This is a genomic window from Streptomyces sp. NPDC102462, from assembly GCF_044765425.1.
GTDB lineage: Bacteria > Actinomycetota > Actinomycetes > Streptomycetales > Streptomycetaceae > Streptomyces.
Genome location: NZ_JBIWKB010000048.1, coordinates 55,902 through 70,702 on the forward strand (window position 1 = coordinate 55,902; position 14,801 = coordinate 70,702).

Sequence of the window (14,801 nt, forward strand, 5' to 3'; positions counted from 1 at the left end):
GACAGCAGGGCCAAAGCCCGGAAAGCAGGAACACCGATGAGCAGCACCAGCATTATCGGACTGGGAAACATGGCCCGTGCTTTGGCCGGCCGGGCGCTCGCCGGCGGTAACGCCGTCGAGATCATCGGCCGCGACCAGGCCAAGGAATTGGCCGCCACGCTCGGCGGCGCCACGGTCGGGACGGCCGGGGCCGCCCCGACCGGGGACATCGTGATTCACGCCGCGCCGTACGCCGCCGCGGCGGCGGTGGTGGGGGAGTACGGGGACGCACTGCGCGGCAAGATCATCGTTGACATCACCAACCCCGTAGCCCCCGACCTGCAGGGCTTCGTCGTCCCCGACGACAGTTCCGGCGCGCAGGAGATCGCCAAGGCGGCTCCCGACGGCGCGCACGTCGTCAAGGCGTTCAACACTGTGTTCTCCCACGTTCTGGCGGCCGGCCCGGCCGAGGATCGCCCCCTGGACGTGTTCATCGCCGGCGACGACGCGCAGGCGAAGGCACGCGTATCGGCGTTCGTCGAGAGCCTGGGGCTGCGCCCCTGGGACACCGGGGAACTGTTCATGGCGCGGGCACTGGAGAACGTCGGCCTGCTGGAGCTGGGCCTCATGAACCACTCCGTCAAGCACACCGATTTCTCCCTCGGTATCGCCCTTCTCGGCTGAGCACACCCCAACCACTGCCTCTCGTGCCGCATTACGCCAGTTCACTTACGGCACGAAAAGACCCTGCACCTACCCTCACAAGGACCGTTAGATGCGCGTATTCGTCGCTGGGGGGACCGGCCATTCCGGTTCGTACATCATCCCCGAGCTCATCGCCGCCGGGCACGAGGTCACCGGCCTGGCCCGGTCGGACGCTTCCGCTTCGGCCCTGTCCGCGCTCGGCGCGAAGGTGCGTCGCGGCGACCTTCAGGATCTCGACGGGCTCAAGGAGGCAGCCTCGGGCTCCGATGGCGTCATCCATGTCGCCCACAGGCAGGATCTGCTGCCCTCCGGCGGGATGGACGCCGTGGCCGCTGCGGAGCTCCCGGTCATGCTCGCGTACGGCGAGGTACTGGCGGGAACCGGGAAGCCGCTGGTCACGGCGGGAAGCATAGGCTCGCCCGGGAACCTGGAGCGGCCGGCCACCGAGGAGGACCCGGCGCTGCCCGCCGGCGAGGAGCACAAGGGCACCCTGCGGGTCCGCAACGTCGTGGAGAGGGCCGTTGTCGGCCTCGCCGAGCAGGGGGTGCGGTCTTCGGTCGTGCGGATCGCCAACATCGTGCACAGCACGACCGATCGTGCCGGTTTCCTCCCCACGCTGATCGCGCTCGCGAAGGAGAAGGGGTTCGTCGGCTACCCCGGCGACGGCGCGAACCTGTGGAACGCCGTGCACGTCCGCGATGCCGCCACGTTGTTCCGCCTGGCGCTGGAGAAGGGGCCGGCCGGCAGATACTGGCACGCGGTCGAGAACGGGGGCATCCCGTTCCGCGACATCGCCGAGGCCATCGCCGGCCGCCTGGGCCTGCCCGCCGTGAGCGTTCCCGACGATGCCCTGATGACGCCGGGGTACTTCGGGTTCCTCACGCATATCGTCACGCAGGGCTACCCGGCGTCCAACCTCATCACCCGCCGGACCCTCGGCTGGGAACCCGCCCGGCCCGGCCTGCTCGCCGATCTGGACAACGGCCATTATTTCCCCGCCGGCTGACGGCGGGGACCCGAATCGTGACGAGCCCGCCAACCGGCAAGTCCAGCTCTTCTGAAGGACATTGTGATTGTGACGACTGTGGGATTCATCGGAAGCGGAAGCATCGGCAGGACTCTTGCGCGACTCGCTGTCGGGGCCGGGCACCAGGTGCTGCTCAGCAACTCGCGCGGTCCCGAAACGCTTCGGGACACAGCCGAGGAACTGGGGCCGCGGGCGTCCGCGGCGACGAGCGAAGAGGCCGCGGCGGCCGGTGACATTGTCGTGGTCACGGTGCCGGTCAGCGCCTTCCCCCACGTGCCCGCCGCACCACTGGCCGGGAAGACGGTCATCGACACCTGCAACTACGGCCCCGAGCGTGACGGGCACATCCCCGAGCTCGACAGCAAGTCCCTCACCTCAAGCGAGCTGCTTCTGCGGTACGTCCCCAACGCCCTGCTCGTCAAGGCGTTCAACAACATCTTCTTCAAGCACCTGCTGTCACTCGCCCGCCCGGCAGGGGCGGCCGACCGCTCCTACCTGCCGATCGCCGGGGACTCTGCACCGGCGAAGGCGGCGGTGACCGAATTCATCGACTCCATCGGCTACAGCGTGACAGACGCGGGAACCCTGGCCGACAGCTGGCGGCAGGCGACGGGCACGCCGGTGTGGGGAACACCGTACGGGCCGTTCTCCAACGAGAAGGGCCGGCCGGCCGGTGAGGACGCCATCCGCGCGGCACTGGCCACCGCAACGCGGTAACCGTCAACTGTGCGGACCGTGAGGTGGTCCGGCCGTACCATGCCCCCGCCCGGGGATACCGGCGGGGGCATATTTCACACGCAACGGTATCGAATCCAGCGAAGGGTTTGCCCTGCGTCTCGTCGCGCGGAGTCAGGTTCGACGTCGCTTGGTCAGGTCGCGGACTGCTCCCTGGGCGGTCCGGGCCAAGAGCTGCGCCTGGCTGGGCAGATCGTCGCGTTCGGCGCGGACCTGACCAGGGCGTAGAACAGGTCTTTCAGGCCGGTGTGCTTGTGGATGAGCTTGTTGCGGCGCTGGCCGGCTTCCGCGGCGAGGGAGACAATGGTCAGCTTGCCGTCGGAGTGCAGCGGGGCGCCGATCAGCAGGCGCGCCATGGCGTCGGTGGTGGCTCTGATCTCTGCGACGTACTCGGTGCCGTCGTGACCCTGGGCGTGAGCGACGGCCTCGCCGACGGGCTGGGCCAGCGCCACGCCGTCGCGCGAGCCGGGGACGGCCGCGGCGGGGGTGTTCATCGTCGCTCCTCGAATTCGGCGCTGGGCGTCGTGGCGGCGGATGATGTCGGTGAGATGGGCTCTGCGCGGCTGTTCGCGGGCCGCGACGGGACAGGGGTCGAGGCCTGCGTCGGCGTCCGCGTTGATCCGAGCGACCTCGGCCCGTAGGGCGGCGATCTGGCTGTCAGTGCGGCTGATGTTCGCGCACGCCGGATGGCAGCGGGAGTGGTCCGGGGTGGGGCGGCCGCGGTCGCGCGCTCGGTCGCGGTCGGGGTTGCACAGGGCGGTGAACGCGTCGTGGTGGCAGGTCAGGAACGCTTTAGGGTCTTCGTAGACCTGGCGGCAGGGGTTGGCAACCAGCGCGCGCAGCTCGCGTTTGCCGAGGTAGGTCCCGGCATATCGGTCGGAGAACTCGGCGGCCGCGGCGCGGTGGCGGTCGGGGGGCAGGCCCGCTGACGCTCTCGCCGGCGGCGATGCGCTCGACCGCCTCGGTGAGCGTCTCGGCCAGGACCAAGCACTTGCGTGGGTTACTGGGGAGGCGGGCCCGCATCGGGGTTCGGACTGCCTCTGCTGCACGATTACGAGTGGTTGAGCGCTGACGAGTGCCAGCCGGCTGGCCGGAGCAGGGGCTCCGGCCAGCCGACGAGGAGGCTGTCAGGTCGTGTAACGGCCAAGCAGCCAGCTGGCTATGGCCCGCACTGCACCGGAGAGAGCGCTGCCGATGATGATCCGATCCCACCGGGCACGCTTTCCGAGGCAGGTGTGCCTGTCGTGTGCAGACATGAGTCTTCCTTCCGCGTTGCAGTCAGTTGTGCGGCACCGCTTCTCCACTCTCAAACGTCTGCGAGGGCCAAGTCGGCTTGCTGGAGCTCATTGATGAGAACTGCCTGCACTCGCAGCCCGGGCCCGGCAAACTTGGCTGTAGTTGACGCGAGTTGACACTGCAGCGGTAGGAGCATCATGGCGATCCCAGAGCCGGATGAGGAGTCTTGTCCTCCGGGCCCCAAGCGAGATCTGGTCGAAGCGTTTCATGCGCTCTACAGACAAGCTGGAACCCCTGGTACCCGCAGTATGTCCAGGAAGATTGGTGAGGCAGATGAGGCGCGTGCTCCTGTCAGCCACGAGACGCTCGCCAAGTTGCTGCGCGGAGAGGCCGTGCCCTCCTGGGCTCGGGTGGAGGCTGCCGTCCGCTATCTCGCCAGCCTGTCGGTGCACCGTCCGGATCCGGATGCGACAGTGAGGAATTTCCATGCCCTCTGGGAAGCCGTCCGGCACGGTCTGCCCGGGTCCATGGAAAGACGGACATCAGGATCAGTTGCACACGATGATTTTGGTGGTGTTACCGAACAGCGATATCGGCAAGGAACTTCAGAGCCCACGCAGACGGACGAGAAGGCGACTTCGGACAAAAATAGCTCATCGGACCTGACATGGACCGTCGAGCGGCTGCAGGCCGAGATCTCTGAGCTTCGGCGCCGGCAAGAACACTTCACAAAGGGGGGACCGGCGACGCATGTTGTATTGAATATTCTGCAAGGAGGGTGCAGTTATCCGCTGGCTACCCTGACCGGTCACGCGAAAGCGGTCACCTCGGTGGCATTTTCGCGCGACGGACGTTATTTGGCATCCGGCAGCAATGATCACGAGGTCCGGCTCTGGGACACATCCACTCACCATCAGATCGATCTGCCTCTCAAGGGGCATGCGGGCAGGGTCACCTCCGTGTCGTTCTCACCCCAAGACAACAGGCTACTTGGCACAGCCGGTTACGACGGCACGATACGGCTATGGGACTGCGATACCAGACAGCAGCGCGGGCCTTCCATCAGCACCGCGACGGTTTGGTCGCTGGCGTTCTCGCCCGATGGCGAGGTTCTGGCTGCGGCCGTAGGGCCGCATACCAAGGTCGTGCTATGGAATGTTAAGACCCGTGAGCCCATTGGTGTGCCGCTGCCCACGACGTTCCGCAAGCGAGGACCCGTCAGGATGGCTTTCTCGCCCGATAGCAAAATGATCACTGCAACAGGTATGCCTTCGTCGCGCGTCGGCTTTTGGGAGTCCGCAACCCAACATGGTGTCGGCAACACACTGCAAGGCCCCATGTATTACAGTAACCCATTGCGGTCCCTCCTGAACCGCGGGATTCCTGCGGGTTTCCATGCAATCGACTATTCACGTGACGGCTCATACGTTGCGACGGGCGGAGATGACTGGACCGTTCGTCTTTGGAATCCCGTCACCCGTACGCAGATAGGAAAACCCCTTACCGGACACGCCAGACGAATTACCTGCGTCGCATTTTCCAGCGAAGGACTACTTGCCTCGGCGAGCCGGGACAAGACGGTTCGGCTGTGGAACCCGATCACCCGCGAATGTATCGGGCATCCTCTCGTCGGACACACAAAGGCAGTCACGACCCTGGCGTTCTCGCCGGACGGTCGGATCCTGGCGACCGGCAGCGAAGACCGGACCGTGCGGCTGTGGGTCCTACCCACTGTCGGCAAGAGTTGACTGAATTCCACTCAAAATCCGACAGCTGCTGCCCATGCGGTCCGCGGGTTGAAGACGTTACGACCTGTCTCGGCGGCTGACGTCGGCGGCGTAGGCAGCCCGGTCCCCACCTGATGCCCGCTGCTACTGGACAGCCACTTTGATGTGGCCCCCGAGCGAGACTGTGATGGGCGCGCTTGCGGCGCCCGTTCGTACCCCAGCGTTGAGGGTGCCCTCGGGGCGCTCGGTCCTCATCGTCACGATCGGGCCGGCGGGGACGGCCTTCCGCTCACCAGGGGGTCCAGGCGGGCCGGCCCTGTGTTGTTGAACGTGTGGATCACATTGGGGACGGTGTCCTCGTCGGCGTGCGCGACCCCGGGGAGTGACCGGGTCCCGGTTTCCGCCGGTCGAGGTCGGCACGGTCGTCGTCCGCTGATGACGGACTGTGTTCGTGCTGCCGCGGCGCACGATCGGCTGTGCCGTCCCGCCTTCTGCCGCGAACGGATGTGTCGTCACATCCGTTCGGCTCGGGGACGATCAGCGCCACTGCGGATGGCCACACGCTTCGCTACGACCGAATGTGGGCCAGGGCCGAGCGATTTACAGTCCCTCACACACGTGCGTCGGGCTGGGAGGGGTGAGGATGCAGCGGAAGTCCGTCTCGAAACACAACGAAGCTCCGGTTGACGGGGTGACCAGCCCAGGTCGCCCGCCCGTTTGGCTTCGATGGGCTGCCAGTCTGCCGCTGTCTGCCTGACCAAGTCGCCCGCGGCCGCTCAGTGCGGTGTGTGCGGTGGCGCCGGACGGCCGGCCGTTGTGTGCGATCCGTGAGGTCGGTGCGGACGGCGCCGCCGACGGCGGGCCGGAGCGGCTGCAGCCCGCCGTGGTCCGGGCTTCGTAACGGCCGGCCCCGCGGGGTGTTTCGCACACCGTCCGGGCCGGACCTCGCTCACCGGCCTCGGCCGCCCCGCCCCGCCCCGGATAGACTCGCACGCATGGTCAGTTCGTCGCGTGAGGGCGCGAGCCCCGGGATGTGGCGGCGCGAGAAGGGGACCGTGGTGCGCCGGGCCGCGGCACTTCCGGACCAGGCGGCAGCCCCTTTCGTCATCATCGCCGAGTCGCAGGTTCCTCGCGTTCCCACGGAGTGGGCGCCGCACGCGCATCCCCTGCACGAACTGGTCTGGGTGCGCGGGGGCACGCTGACATCCCGTGTGGAGGACCGTATCTTCACCGTGTCCGAGGGGCACGGGCTGTGGATGCCGGCCGGCGTGGTGCACGGGGGACGGGCGACGGCGGGCGCGGAGTTCCACGACGCCTTCTTCGCCCCCGACCGCACGCCGTTCGCGTTCGAGGGGCCGACGGTGATCGCGATGACGCCGTTGCTGGAGTCGTTGCTGACCCATCTGTCCCGCACGGATCTCGATGCCGCTGCCAGGGCGCGGGCGGAGTCGGTCGTGTTCGACGTCCTCCAGCCGTTGGAGAGCCAGTTCGCGTTGCAGTTGCCCGGCGACGCCCGGATCGATGCGATCACCGAAGCCCTGCTGGACGATCCTGCCGACTCCCGCTCGCTGGAGGAGTGGGCGCGGTGGCTGGGGATCAGCGACCGCACGATCACCCGTGCGTTCCGCCGCGCGACAGGGCTGTCCTTCGCACAGTGGCGGCAGGTGCTGCGCGTCCATCGGGCGCTGACGCTGCTCTCCGAGGGGTTCGACGTGCAGACCGTCTCCGATTCGCTCGGCTACGCGCAGCCCAGCACCTTCATTGCGGCCTTCCGACGTGTCATGGGAACCACGCCGGGCGCGTACTTCGACTCGGCCGACGGCACCTCAGACGGTGTCCGGAATCCCGTATCGAGTGTCCAGAACTCCTGATTGTCGACACGGCGAGCGGAATATAGCCTTCTCGAAGTTAGGCAACCCTTAGTTGTTGCTCGCCGCGTACGGGGTTCCCGGGCGCCGGTGAGTCCGTGCTGCCCGACCGGCAACGGCCGGACGGAGGGTGCCGCAGTCGTTGCCCCTCCAACCATCCGGACCCACCATGTTCACACGCTCCTCCCCGCGCGCCGGTCGGCGTGCGGCCGGTCCGGCCATGCCGGTGGCCGCCCTCAGCGGGCACGATCTGGTGCTGCGATACAGCGGGACGCCGGTCGTCCACGGCGTCTCGCTGGCCCTGGAGCCCGGCCGTGCGACCGCTCTGGTGGGGCCGAACGGCAGCGGGAAGTCCACACTGCTGCGCGCGCTGGCCCGACTGCACCGGGTGGACGGCGGGCGGGTGACGCTCGGCGCCCCTGACGGACCGCCCGAGCGCGACGCGGCCCTGCTCAGCGCCCGTCAGTTCGCCCGCGAGGTCACGCTGTTCTCCCAGTCGAGGCCCGCACCCCATGGACTGACGGTCACGGAGGTCGTGGCGTTCGGACGCCACCCGTACCGGCGTGGCTTCGCCGGACCGACCGCCGAGGACCGGCGCGCCGTCGACCACGCCATGGGCGTCACCGGTGTGCGGGACATGGCCGGCCGGCCGGTCGGGGAACTCTCCGGCGGGGAGATGCAACGTGTGTGGCTCGCGGCCTGCCTGGCCCAGGACACCGGCGTCGTGCTGCTGGACGAACCGACCAACCACCTGGATCTGCGCTACCAGATCGAGACGCTCGACCTGGTGCGCGATCTCGTCGAGGAGCACGGCATCGCGGTCGGGATCGTGCTGCACGACCTCGACCAGGCCTCCCGAGTCGCGGACACGCTGGTCCTGATGTGCGCCGGCCGCGTGCACGCGGTGGGCGCACCCGCCGACGTCCTCACCGCGGAGAACATCGGCGAGGTCTACGACATCCGTGTCGAGGTCGGCGTCGACCCCCGCACGGGCCGGCTCCGCATCGACCCCCTCGGGCGGCACCCCGCCAGGAGCGGCACATCCGCCGCTCCGACGCATCACAAGAACCACAAGAACCACAAGAAAGAGGACCGTTCATGAACCGTGCCCGTCGTCTGGCGGCGTCGGCCTCCGCAGGGCTCGTCGTCCTCGCCGCAACGGCTTGCGGCACGACCACCGTCGACAAGGCCGAGGCCGGCAGTAGCGCCGGCGCGTCGCCCGCGTCGAAGAGCTGTGCCAAGGACACCACGACCACCTCGACGAAGCCGGTCTCCTTCAAGGACGGCGTCGGCCGGCAGGTGAAGCTCGACAAGCCAGCCGAACGGATCGCGGTCCTGGAGTGGCAGCAGATCGAGGACGCGCTGACCCTGTGCGTCACCCCCGTCGCGGTCTCCGACGCGAAGGGATACCGCACCTGGGTCAGCGCGGAGAAACTGCCCAGCGGGGTGACGGACATCGGCACCCGTGAGGAGCCCGACCTCGACACCCTCTTCGCGGCGAAGCCTGACCTCATCGTCGTGGAGGCGTTCGACGCCGCCGACGAGACCATTGCGAAGCTGGAGAAGCGAGGCGTTCCCTTGCTGGCCACGCGGGGGGCGAACCCGGCTGATCCGATCGGGAACATGCGGGACGTGTTCAGCATGATCGGCAAGGCGACGGGGCGCACCGAGCGGGCCGGCCAGGTGCTCAAGGAGTTCGACGAGCGCCTTGCGACGGCCAAGAAGCAGGTCGCCGCCGCCGATCTGCCGACGAAGGACTTCCTGTTCTTCGACGGATGGCTTCAGGGCGGCAACCTCACCGTCCGCCCGTACGGCAAGGGCGCCCTGTTCACCGAGATAGGCGAGCAGCTGGGCATGACCCCCGCGTGGACCGACGCCGTCAACAAGGCACACGGGGACGGGGGTGTCGATCCCGCCTACGGCCTCGCACAGACCGATGTCGAGGGACTTACGGCGGTGGGGAACGCCAACCTCTTCTACGCCAACGACGAAGGAGCCGGGGGGTACGTCGCGGCGCTGGAGAAGAACCCGATCTGGAAGTCCATCCCGGCCGTGAAGGAAAACCGCGCGCACGCCTTCCCGGCGCGGGTGTGGGGCGCCGGCGGTCCGCGCTCGTGCGAGCAGGCGATCGACGCCTACGTCGACGTACTCGACAAGAAGTGAACACACCGTGGACATCGGCATCCGGAGGGAGAACGCCGCCGCGCGCCGAGCACGGCGGTGGCCCCGCCGGGGTGGCCGTCCTGGCGCTCCTTGTGGCCGTGACCGTCCTGGTGGGCCTGTGGCACCTGACCCAGGGGGCGTCGGGCGTCGGCGTCGGCGATCTGGTGCGGTATCTCGCCGGGGAGCGGGAGAACACCGGCGGGGCGCCGGTCGGCGAGATCCTTACCGGCTCGCGCCTGCCGCGCCTGCTCGCGGGCGTGGCGGTGGGCTTCGCCCTCGGCACCGCCGGCGCGCTGCTGCAGTCCGTCACGCACAACGCGCTCGCCTCCCCCGACACCCTTGCGGTCACGGCCGGGGCCTACTTCACGCTCTCGCTCGTCGCGGCCTTCGGTCTCGCCGTCCCGCTGTGGGCGTCGGGCGCCGTCGCCTTCGCCGGCGGCCTGCTCGCGGCGGCGCTCGTGCTGCTCCTCGCGGGCCGGGCCGCGGGCACCGCGGGCACCCGCCTCGTTCTCGCCGGCTCGGCGACGGCGATGGCCCTGGACGCGGCGACCGGGATGCTCCTCATCCTGTTCGACCAGAACACGACCGGCCTCTTCGCCTGGGGGAGCGGTTCGCTCGCCCAGCTGAACATCGACGCGTCGGTCCGCGCCTTCCCCCTCGTGGCCACGGTGCTGTGCGTCGCCCTGGCACTGTCCCGGAGGCTGGATGTGATGAACCTCGGCGACGACGCCGCGTCCACGCTCGGCGTGCCGATTCGGACCACCCGCGTGGCCGCGGTGCTCTGCGCGGTACTCCTGACCAGCACGGCGGTGACACTCGCGGGCCCGATCGCCTTCGTCGGCCTCGGCGCCCCCGTGCTGACCCGTCTGATCGCGGGACGGGTCCGGTCGCTGCACCGGCACCTCCTCCTGGTGCCCGCGGCCGGGCTGCTCGGCGCGCTGCTCATCCTGCTCGCGGACGCGTCGCTGCGTGCGGTCCAGGGTGCGGACGGTGCCGCCGCCATTCCCACCGGTGTGCCGACCGCGTTGCTCGGCTCCGTCGTGATCGTGGTCCTCGCGCTCCGCCTGCGCGACACGGGCGGGCTCCGGCATCCACCGCGCGCACGGGTCGCCACACGGTCGCGCCGCGCGTTCCTCGTCGTCGTGCTCGGCGCGGTGACGCTCCTGGCCGTGGCGGTCCTCGTGGCAGTGCTCGCGGGGAGCCTCTGGCTGCGCACGGGGGACATCGCGCTCTGGGCCCGGGGAGCCGCCCCGGATTTGATCGGCCAGGCGCTCGACGACCGGGTTCCGCGTGTGACCGCCGCGGTCCTGGCCGGCGCGGCGCTCGGACTGGCCGGATGCGTCGTGCAGAGCGCGGTGCGCAACCCGCTGGCGGAGCCGGGTGTGCTCGGCATCACGGCGGGCGCCGGGCTGGGCGCGGCGAGCGTCGTCACGTCGGGACTGCCCGGCGGACGGCCGCTGCTCATCGCGGTCGCGGTCGCGGCGGGGCTCGCCACGTTCGCGGTGATCGCCCTGCTGGCCTGGCGCGGCGGCTTCCTGCCCGACCGGTTCGTACTGATCGGCATCGGCTGCGGGTACGGCCTCAGCTCCGTCACCACCTTCCTCCTGCTGCGTGCCGACCCGTGGAACACGCCCCGGATCTTCACATGGCTCTCCGGCACGACCTACGGGCGCACGCTGCCCGACGTCGTACCGGTCGCGGTGGCCCTGGCGCTCGCCCTCCCGGTGCTGCTCGCCATGCGCGGCCAGCTCGACCTGCTCGCCGTCGACGAGGACACCCCGCGCATAGTCGGCGTCAGGCTGGAACGCGCACGTTTCACCGCACTGGCGATCGCCGCGGTGCTCGCGGCGCTCAGCGTGATCGCCGTCGGCGTCGTCGGTTTCGTGGGGCTCGTCGCCCCGCACCTCGCCCGGTCGCTGGTGGGCGCCCGGCACGGCCGTGCGATCCCGGTCGCGATGCTGCTCGGCGGACTCCTGGTCTGCGTGGCCGACACCCTCGGCCGCACGCTCGTTGCACCCGCCCAGATACCGGCGGGCCTCATGATCGCCCTGGTCGGTGCCCCGTATTTCATCTGGGTGCTCCGGCAGTCCCGCGCATGACGCCGAGCGGCACACCCGCGTCGACCGGCACCCCACCGCCACCGTCCCCGGGGCCCGCAGCGCGACGCCCCGCCCCGTCCACCCCGTCAGGAGTCTCGGAATGCCGCCGCACCAGGAACCGCCCGTGAACAGCAGCGTCGTCCCGTTCGACCCCGACACGTTGCCGACCCCGCTGAGGCGGCTCGGACCCCACGACGTGCTGGAACGCTGGCGCGCGGCCGACCGTTCCGCCCACGCCCCGCACATCGTGGCCGTTCCCGGGGCGGACGGCGAAGAGTGGGCCGCTGCCGCGCTGGTGACGGCACGCCCGCACACGGCCTACCTGAAGATCGTCGATGCCGTCGGTGACGTGCCGGCGGCCGTCGACGCCGTGGTCTCCTACGCACGCCGCCGGGGGCTCGCGCAGGTCAAGTGGGAAGGCTGGACGGTGAGCGCCGAGGCGGCCGCCGCCGTCGGCTTCGCCCCGCTGCGTGCTCCGCTCGCACCGGCGCAGGACGCGGACGGGCCTGGTTCCGGCTACGTGCGCTGGCTGTGCGACGGTGCGGTGACCGAGCCCCCGTACTACGGGCAGACGACGCACTTCACGTGCGGGGCCGTCACCGCCCTGGTCGCGCAGGCACACGCGGGGACGCTGCCGTGGGAGTCGCTGGACCGCCCGGCGGAGCTGGCGCTGTGGCGCGACGCGACGAACTTCCCCGCGTGCGAGCCCGTCGGACTGGGCGTCGCCGTGCGCCGGGCGTGGCCGTCGTCCCCGGTCTCGGTCTTTCTCGACGTGGAACGGCCCGTCCTGCTCGACCACTGTCCGCAGGGCGAGCGGGAGTGGCGTGCCGTGCTCCAACGCATGTCGCGGGCGGACGCCGGACGGGTCGGTGTCCCGATCGACTCACGTCACCTGCCCATGACCGCGATACGGAGCGCGATCGGCCGAAGAGAGCACGTGCTGCTCCTGGTCTCGCTCGCCGGGATGCAGGGGTTCGACGTGCCGCACTGGGTGCTCTGCCACGGCGTCGTACCCGGCGCCGTCGTGATCGAGGACCCATGGGCCAACGCAGCCGCGGGGGACACCTGGGTCGACGCCCATCTGTTGCCCGTACCCGACGCGTCGCTCGACGCGATGTCGACGATCTCGCCGGACCCCTTCCGCGGCGCCGTGATCATCGGCGGCCCGGGCGCCTAGGCGGCCAGTGACCGTCAATTCCCATGACAGGCAGGGCATTTGGGAAGATGGTCACGTCGTGGCATCACCGAACCGTCCAGCATCACCCAGCCCTGGGATCGCATCCCAGCACCATGCAGCTCGGGCGCACCGCCGGCGACTGTGGCACGCGGGGCCGGTGCGGAGTACTTCCTCGCGGACTACACGCGCTTGGCCGACGTCCGCGAATTGGCGGCCGGTATCCGGCGGTCGGTCGACTGTATCGACGTGCTCGCCAACAACGCCGGCGGGATCTTCGGCGAGCGCACCGTGACCGCGGACGGCAATGAGAAGACCCTCCAGGTGAACCTCCTCGCACCCTTCCTGTTGACGCGCCTCCTCCTCGACCTGCTCCAGGCGGGTGAGGGCAGCGTGATCACCGTCTCCTGTACCGGACTCCGCTGTCCCGGATCGCGCTGATCTCGCCCGAGAAGGGTGGGGCGAACCTCGCCCACTTCTTGACCGAACGCCCCGGCACCTGGCGACAGGGGCGCTTCTACGCGCAGACCAAGCCCGCCAAGCCGCGCCAGACCAACAAGCAAGTCCACGACGACGCCCTGGCCGCCTGCCGGACGCAAGGATCGGGACAAAGTTCATCCCGGGCAAGAACAAACACCGAGTGGCTTCACGTGGGGATGAGGTTGTGGGCCGTTCCGGCAGCTGATCAGCATCTCTCACGCAGCGGGGGACCTCAGGAAGCGGCTGTTGAGCATCGTGGCCTTGGAGGTCGCGGGAGCCACCATCGGTGTCTCGCAGACTACCCGTCATACGACACGGCCTTTACTCTCTCTTGGGTGTCCCCTCAGGATGTGCGTGGATGACAGCCGGACGGCATGACCTGCCGCCCCTGATGTGCGACCGGGGATACCAAGTGATCGAAACTGTGTGCCGCACAGAGGACTTGCCGTCGGCCGACCGCTTCGACGCGTGGCGCAAGGGGGCGGCCCAGAGCCATGCCCCTATGGAGATGGGCAGTGTTCACTCCGCTGACTATCGCGGCGTGCACCAGGCGGTACAACTGAATGCCGTGTCGGCCTACGCGTCGCGGTGGCAGCCCGTGGTGCTGCGCAGGACGCCGAGGCTGATCCGGCAGTGCGACCCCGAGCGGTACCACCTCTCGTTCATTCAAAGGGGCACCGTCGGATTCACTCTCAACGGCCAGGAATCCGCGTACGGCCCGTGCGACCTGCGCAGCCACATCTCCTCGGCCCCCTTTGACCTGCACATGGGCACCCGCGAGGACGAGGTCAGAGCTCTCAGCGTCGAAGTGCCCCGCACGGTCCTGCCGCTGCCCGCGGCACAGGCCGACCGGGTGCTCGGCCGCCCCATGAACGGACGGGACGGTATCGGCGCTCTGCTTGCCTCCTTCCTCACCACGCTGACCGCCGGTGCGGGCTCCTACACCACCGCCGACGCCGGCCGGCTGGAGACGGTCCTGCTGGACCTGGTCGCCGCGGCTTTCGCCCACGAGCTCGACGCCCTGAACCATCTGCCACCGGAAACCCACCGGCGCACCCTGATCCTGCGCATCCGTGCGTTCATCCGGCGGCACCTGCACGACCCCGACCTGGCACCGGCCGTGATCGCTGCCGCGCACCACATATCGGTCAGCCATCTGCACCGTCTCTTCCAGCCCGAACGGGACACCGTCGCGACGTACATCCGGCGGCAGCGGCTGGAGCACATCCGCCGTGACCTGGCCGACCCCGCCCAGCGCACGGTGCCGGTCCATCGCATCGCCGCCCGCTGGGGTTTTACCCACCACGCCACGTTCACGCGGATGTTCGGCGCGACGTACGGCACGGCACCCAGGGACTACCGCGAGTACAGCCTGCGTGCCCATCGACACAGGACCGCCGGATGGCAGTCAGGTGCAGGCGACCGTTGAGCGGCGTGTGTCCGGCCCCAAGTGAGCCCTCTGCCAACGTGGCTTGGCCGTTTCAGGGTTCGGGTCTGGTGTGGTCGGGGTGGAGTACTCAGGTTGAACTCGCGGAGTCCGGCGGTCTGATCGCGCCGTCGTCCATGGTCAGACCGGTGGGCGGGAGGCAGCCGTCGACCAGGTGAGGC

At 69.4% G+C, this 14,801-nt stretch carries 12 protein-coding genes; 11 read left to right on the forward strand and 1 reads right to left on the reverse strand.

Going from position 1 to position 14,801, the window contains the following annotated elements:
* Window positions 1-36: 36 nt before the first annotated feature.
* The 3 genes from ACIRFL_RS32105 to ACIRFL_RS32115 all read left to right on the forward strand — a co-directional run bounded on the left by ACIRFL_RS32105 (window position 37) and on the right by ACIRFL_RS32115 (window position 2,428).
* A complete protein-coding gene (locus ACIRFL_RS32105; protein ID WP_404035305.1) occupies window positions 37-663 on the forward strand; it encodes an NADPH-dependent F420 reductase in 627 nt (208 codons plus the stop codon).
* A gap of 91 nt (window positions 664-754) precedes the next feature.
* A complete protein-coding gene (locus ACIRFL_RS32110) occupies window positions 755-1,690 on the forward strand; it encodes an SDR family oxidoreductase (RefSeq protein ID WP_404035308.1) in 936 nt (311 codons plus the stop codon).
* A gap of 78 nt (window positions 1,691-1,768) precedes the next feature.
* Entirely contained in the window at window positions 1,769-2,428 is a 660-nt protein-coding gene (locus ACIRFL_RS32115; RefSeq protein WP_404035340.1) for an NADPH-dependent F420 reductase, read from the forward strand.
* Between the two features lie 152 nt (window positions 2,429-2,580).
* On the opposite strand, the gene ACIRFL_RS32120 is transcribed toward ACIRFL_RS32115, so the two are convergent.
* Window positions 2,581-2,940 (reverse strand): hypothetical protein, encoded by a 360-nt coding sequence (locus tag ACIRFL_RS32120; protein ID WP_404035311.1) that lies wholly within the window; start codon window positions 2,938-2,940, stop codon window positions 2,581-2,583.
* Window positions 2,941-3,879: 939 nt separating this feature from the next.
* On the opposite strand from ACIRFL_RS32120, the gene ACIRFL_RS32125 reads away from it, so the two are divergent.
* From ACIRFL_RS32125 to ACIRFL_RS32160, 8 genes are all read left to right on the forward strand, one after another.
* Window positions 3,880-5,430, forward strand: coding sequence for a WD40 repeat domain-containing protein (locus ACIRFL_RS32125; protein ID WP_404035314.1), 1,551 nt, complete (start codon window positions 3,880-3,882; stop codon window positions 5,428-5,430).
* Between the two features lie 1,010 nt (window positions 5,431-6,440).
* On the forward strand, window positions 6,441-7,280 hold the full coding sequence (locus ACIRFL_RS32130; RefSeq protein ID WP_404035343.1) for a helix-turn-helix domain-containing protein: 840 nt from the start codon (window positions 6,441-6,443) through the stop codon (window positions 7,278-7,280).
* 166 nt (window positions 7,281-7,446) lie between these two features.
* The gene (locus ACIRFL_RS32135) at window positions 7,447-8,379 is read left to right on the forward strand and encodes an ABC transporter ATP-binding protein (protein WP_404035317.1); all 933 of its coding nucleotides are present in this window, start codon (window positions 7,447-7,449) and stop codon (window positions 8,377-8,379) included.
* Window positions 8,376-9,440: an iron-siderophore ABC transporter substrate-binding protein gene (locus ACIRFL_RS32140; protein WP_404035320.1), complete on the forward strand. Its 1,065-nt coding sequence runs from the start codon at window positions 8,376-8,378 to the stop codon at window positions 9,438-9,440. Before ACIRFL_RS32135 ends, ACIRFL_RS32140 begins: the two co-directional genes overlap by 4 nt.
* On the forward strand, window positions 9,437-11,539 hold the full coding sequence (locus ACIRFL_RS32145; RefSeq protein WP_404035323.1) for an iron ABC transporter permease: 2,103 nt from the start codon (window positions 9,437-9,439) through the stop codon (window positions 11,537-11,539). Before ACIRFL_RS32140 ends, ACIRFL_RS32145 begins: the two co-directional genes overlap by 4 nt.
* Before the next feature lie 100 nt (window positions 11,540-11,639).
* Window positions 11,640-12,716, forward strand: coding sequence for a peptidase C39 family protein (locus tag ACIRFL_RS32150; protein WP_404035326.1), 1,077 nt, complete (start codon window positions 11,640-11,642; stop codon window positions 12,714-12,716).
* Between the two features lie 141 nt (window positions 12,717-12,857).
* Window positions 12,858-13,154: an SDR family NAD(P)-dependent oxidoreductase gene (locus ACIRFL_RS32155; protein ID WP_404035329.1), complete on the forward strand. Its 297-nt coding sequence runs from the start codon at window positions 12,858-12,860 to the stop codon at window positions 13,152-13,154.
* Between the two features lie 430 nt (window positions 13,155-13,584).
* Complete coding sequence (locus tag ACIRFL_RS32160; RefSeq protein ID WP_404035346.1) at window positions 13,585-14,622, forward strand: helix-turn-helix domain-containing protein; 1,038 nt, start codon at window positions 13,585-13,587, stop codon at window positions 14,620-14,622.
* Window positions 14,623-14,801 lie beyond the last annotated feature (179 nt).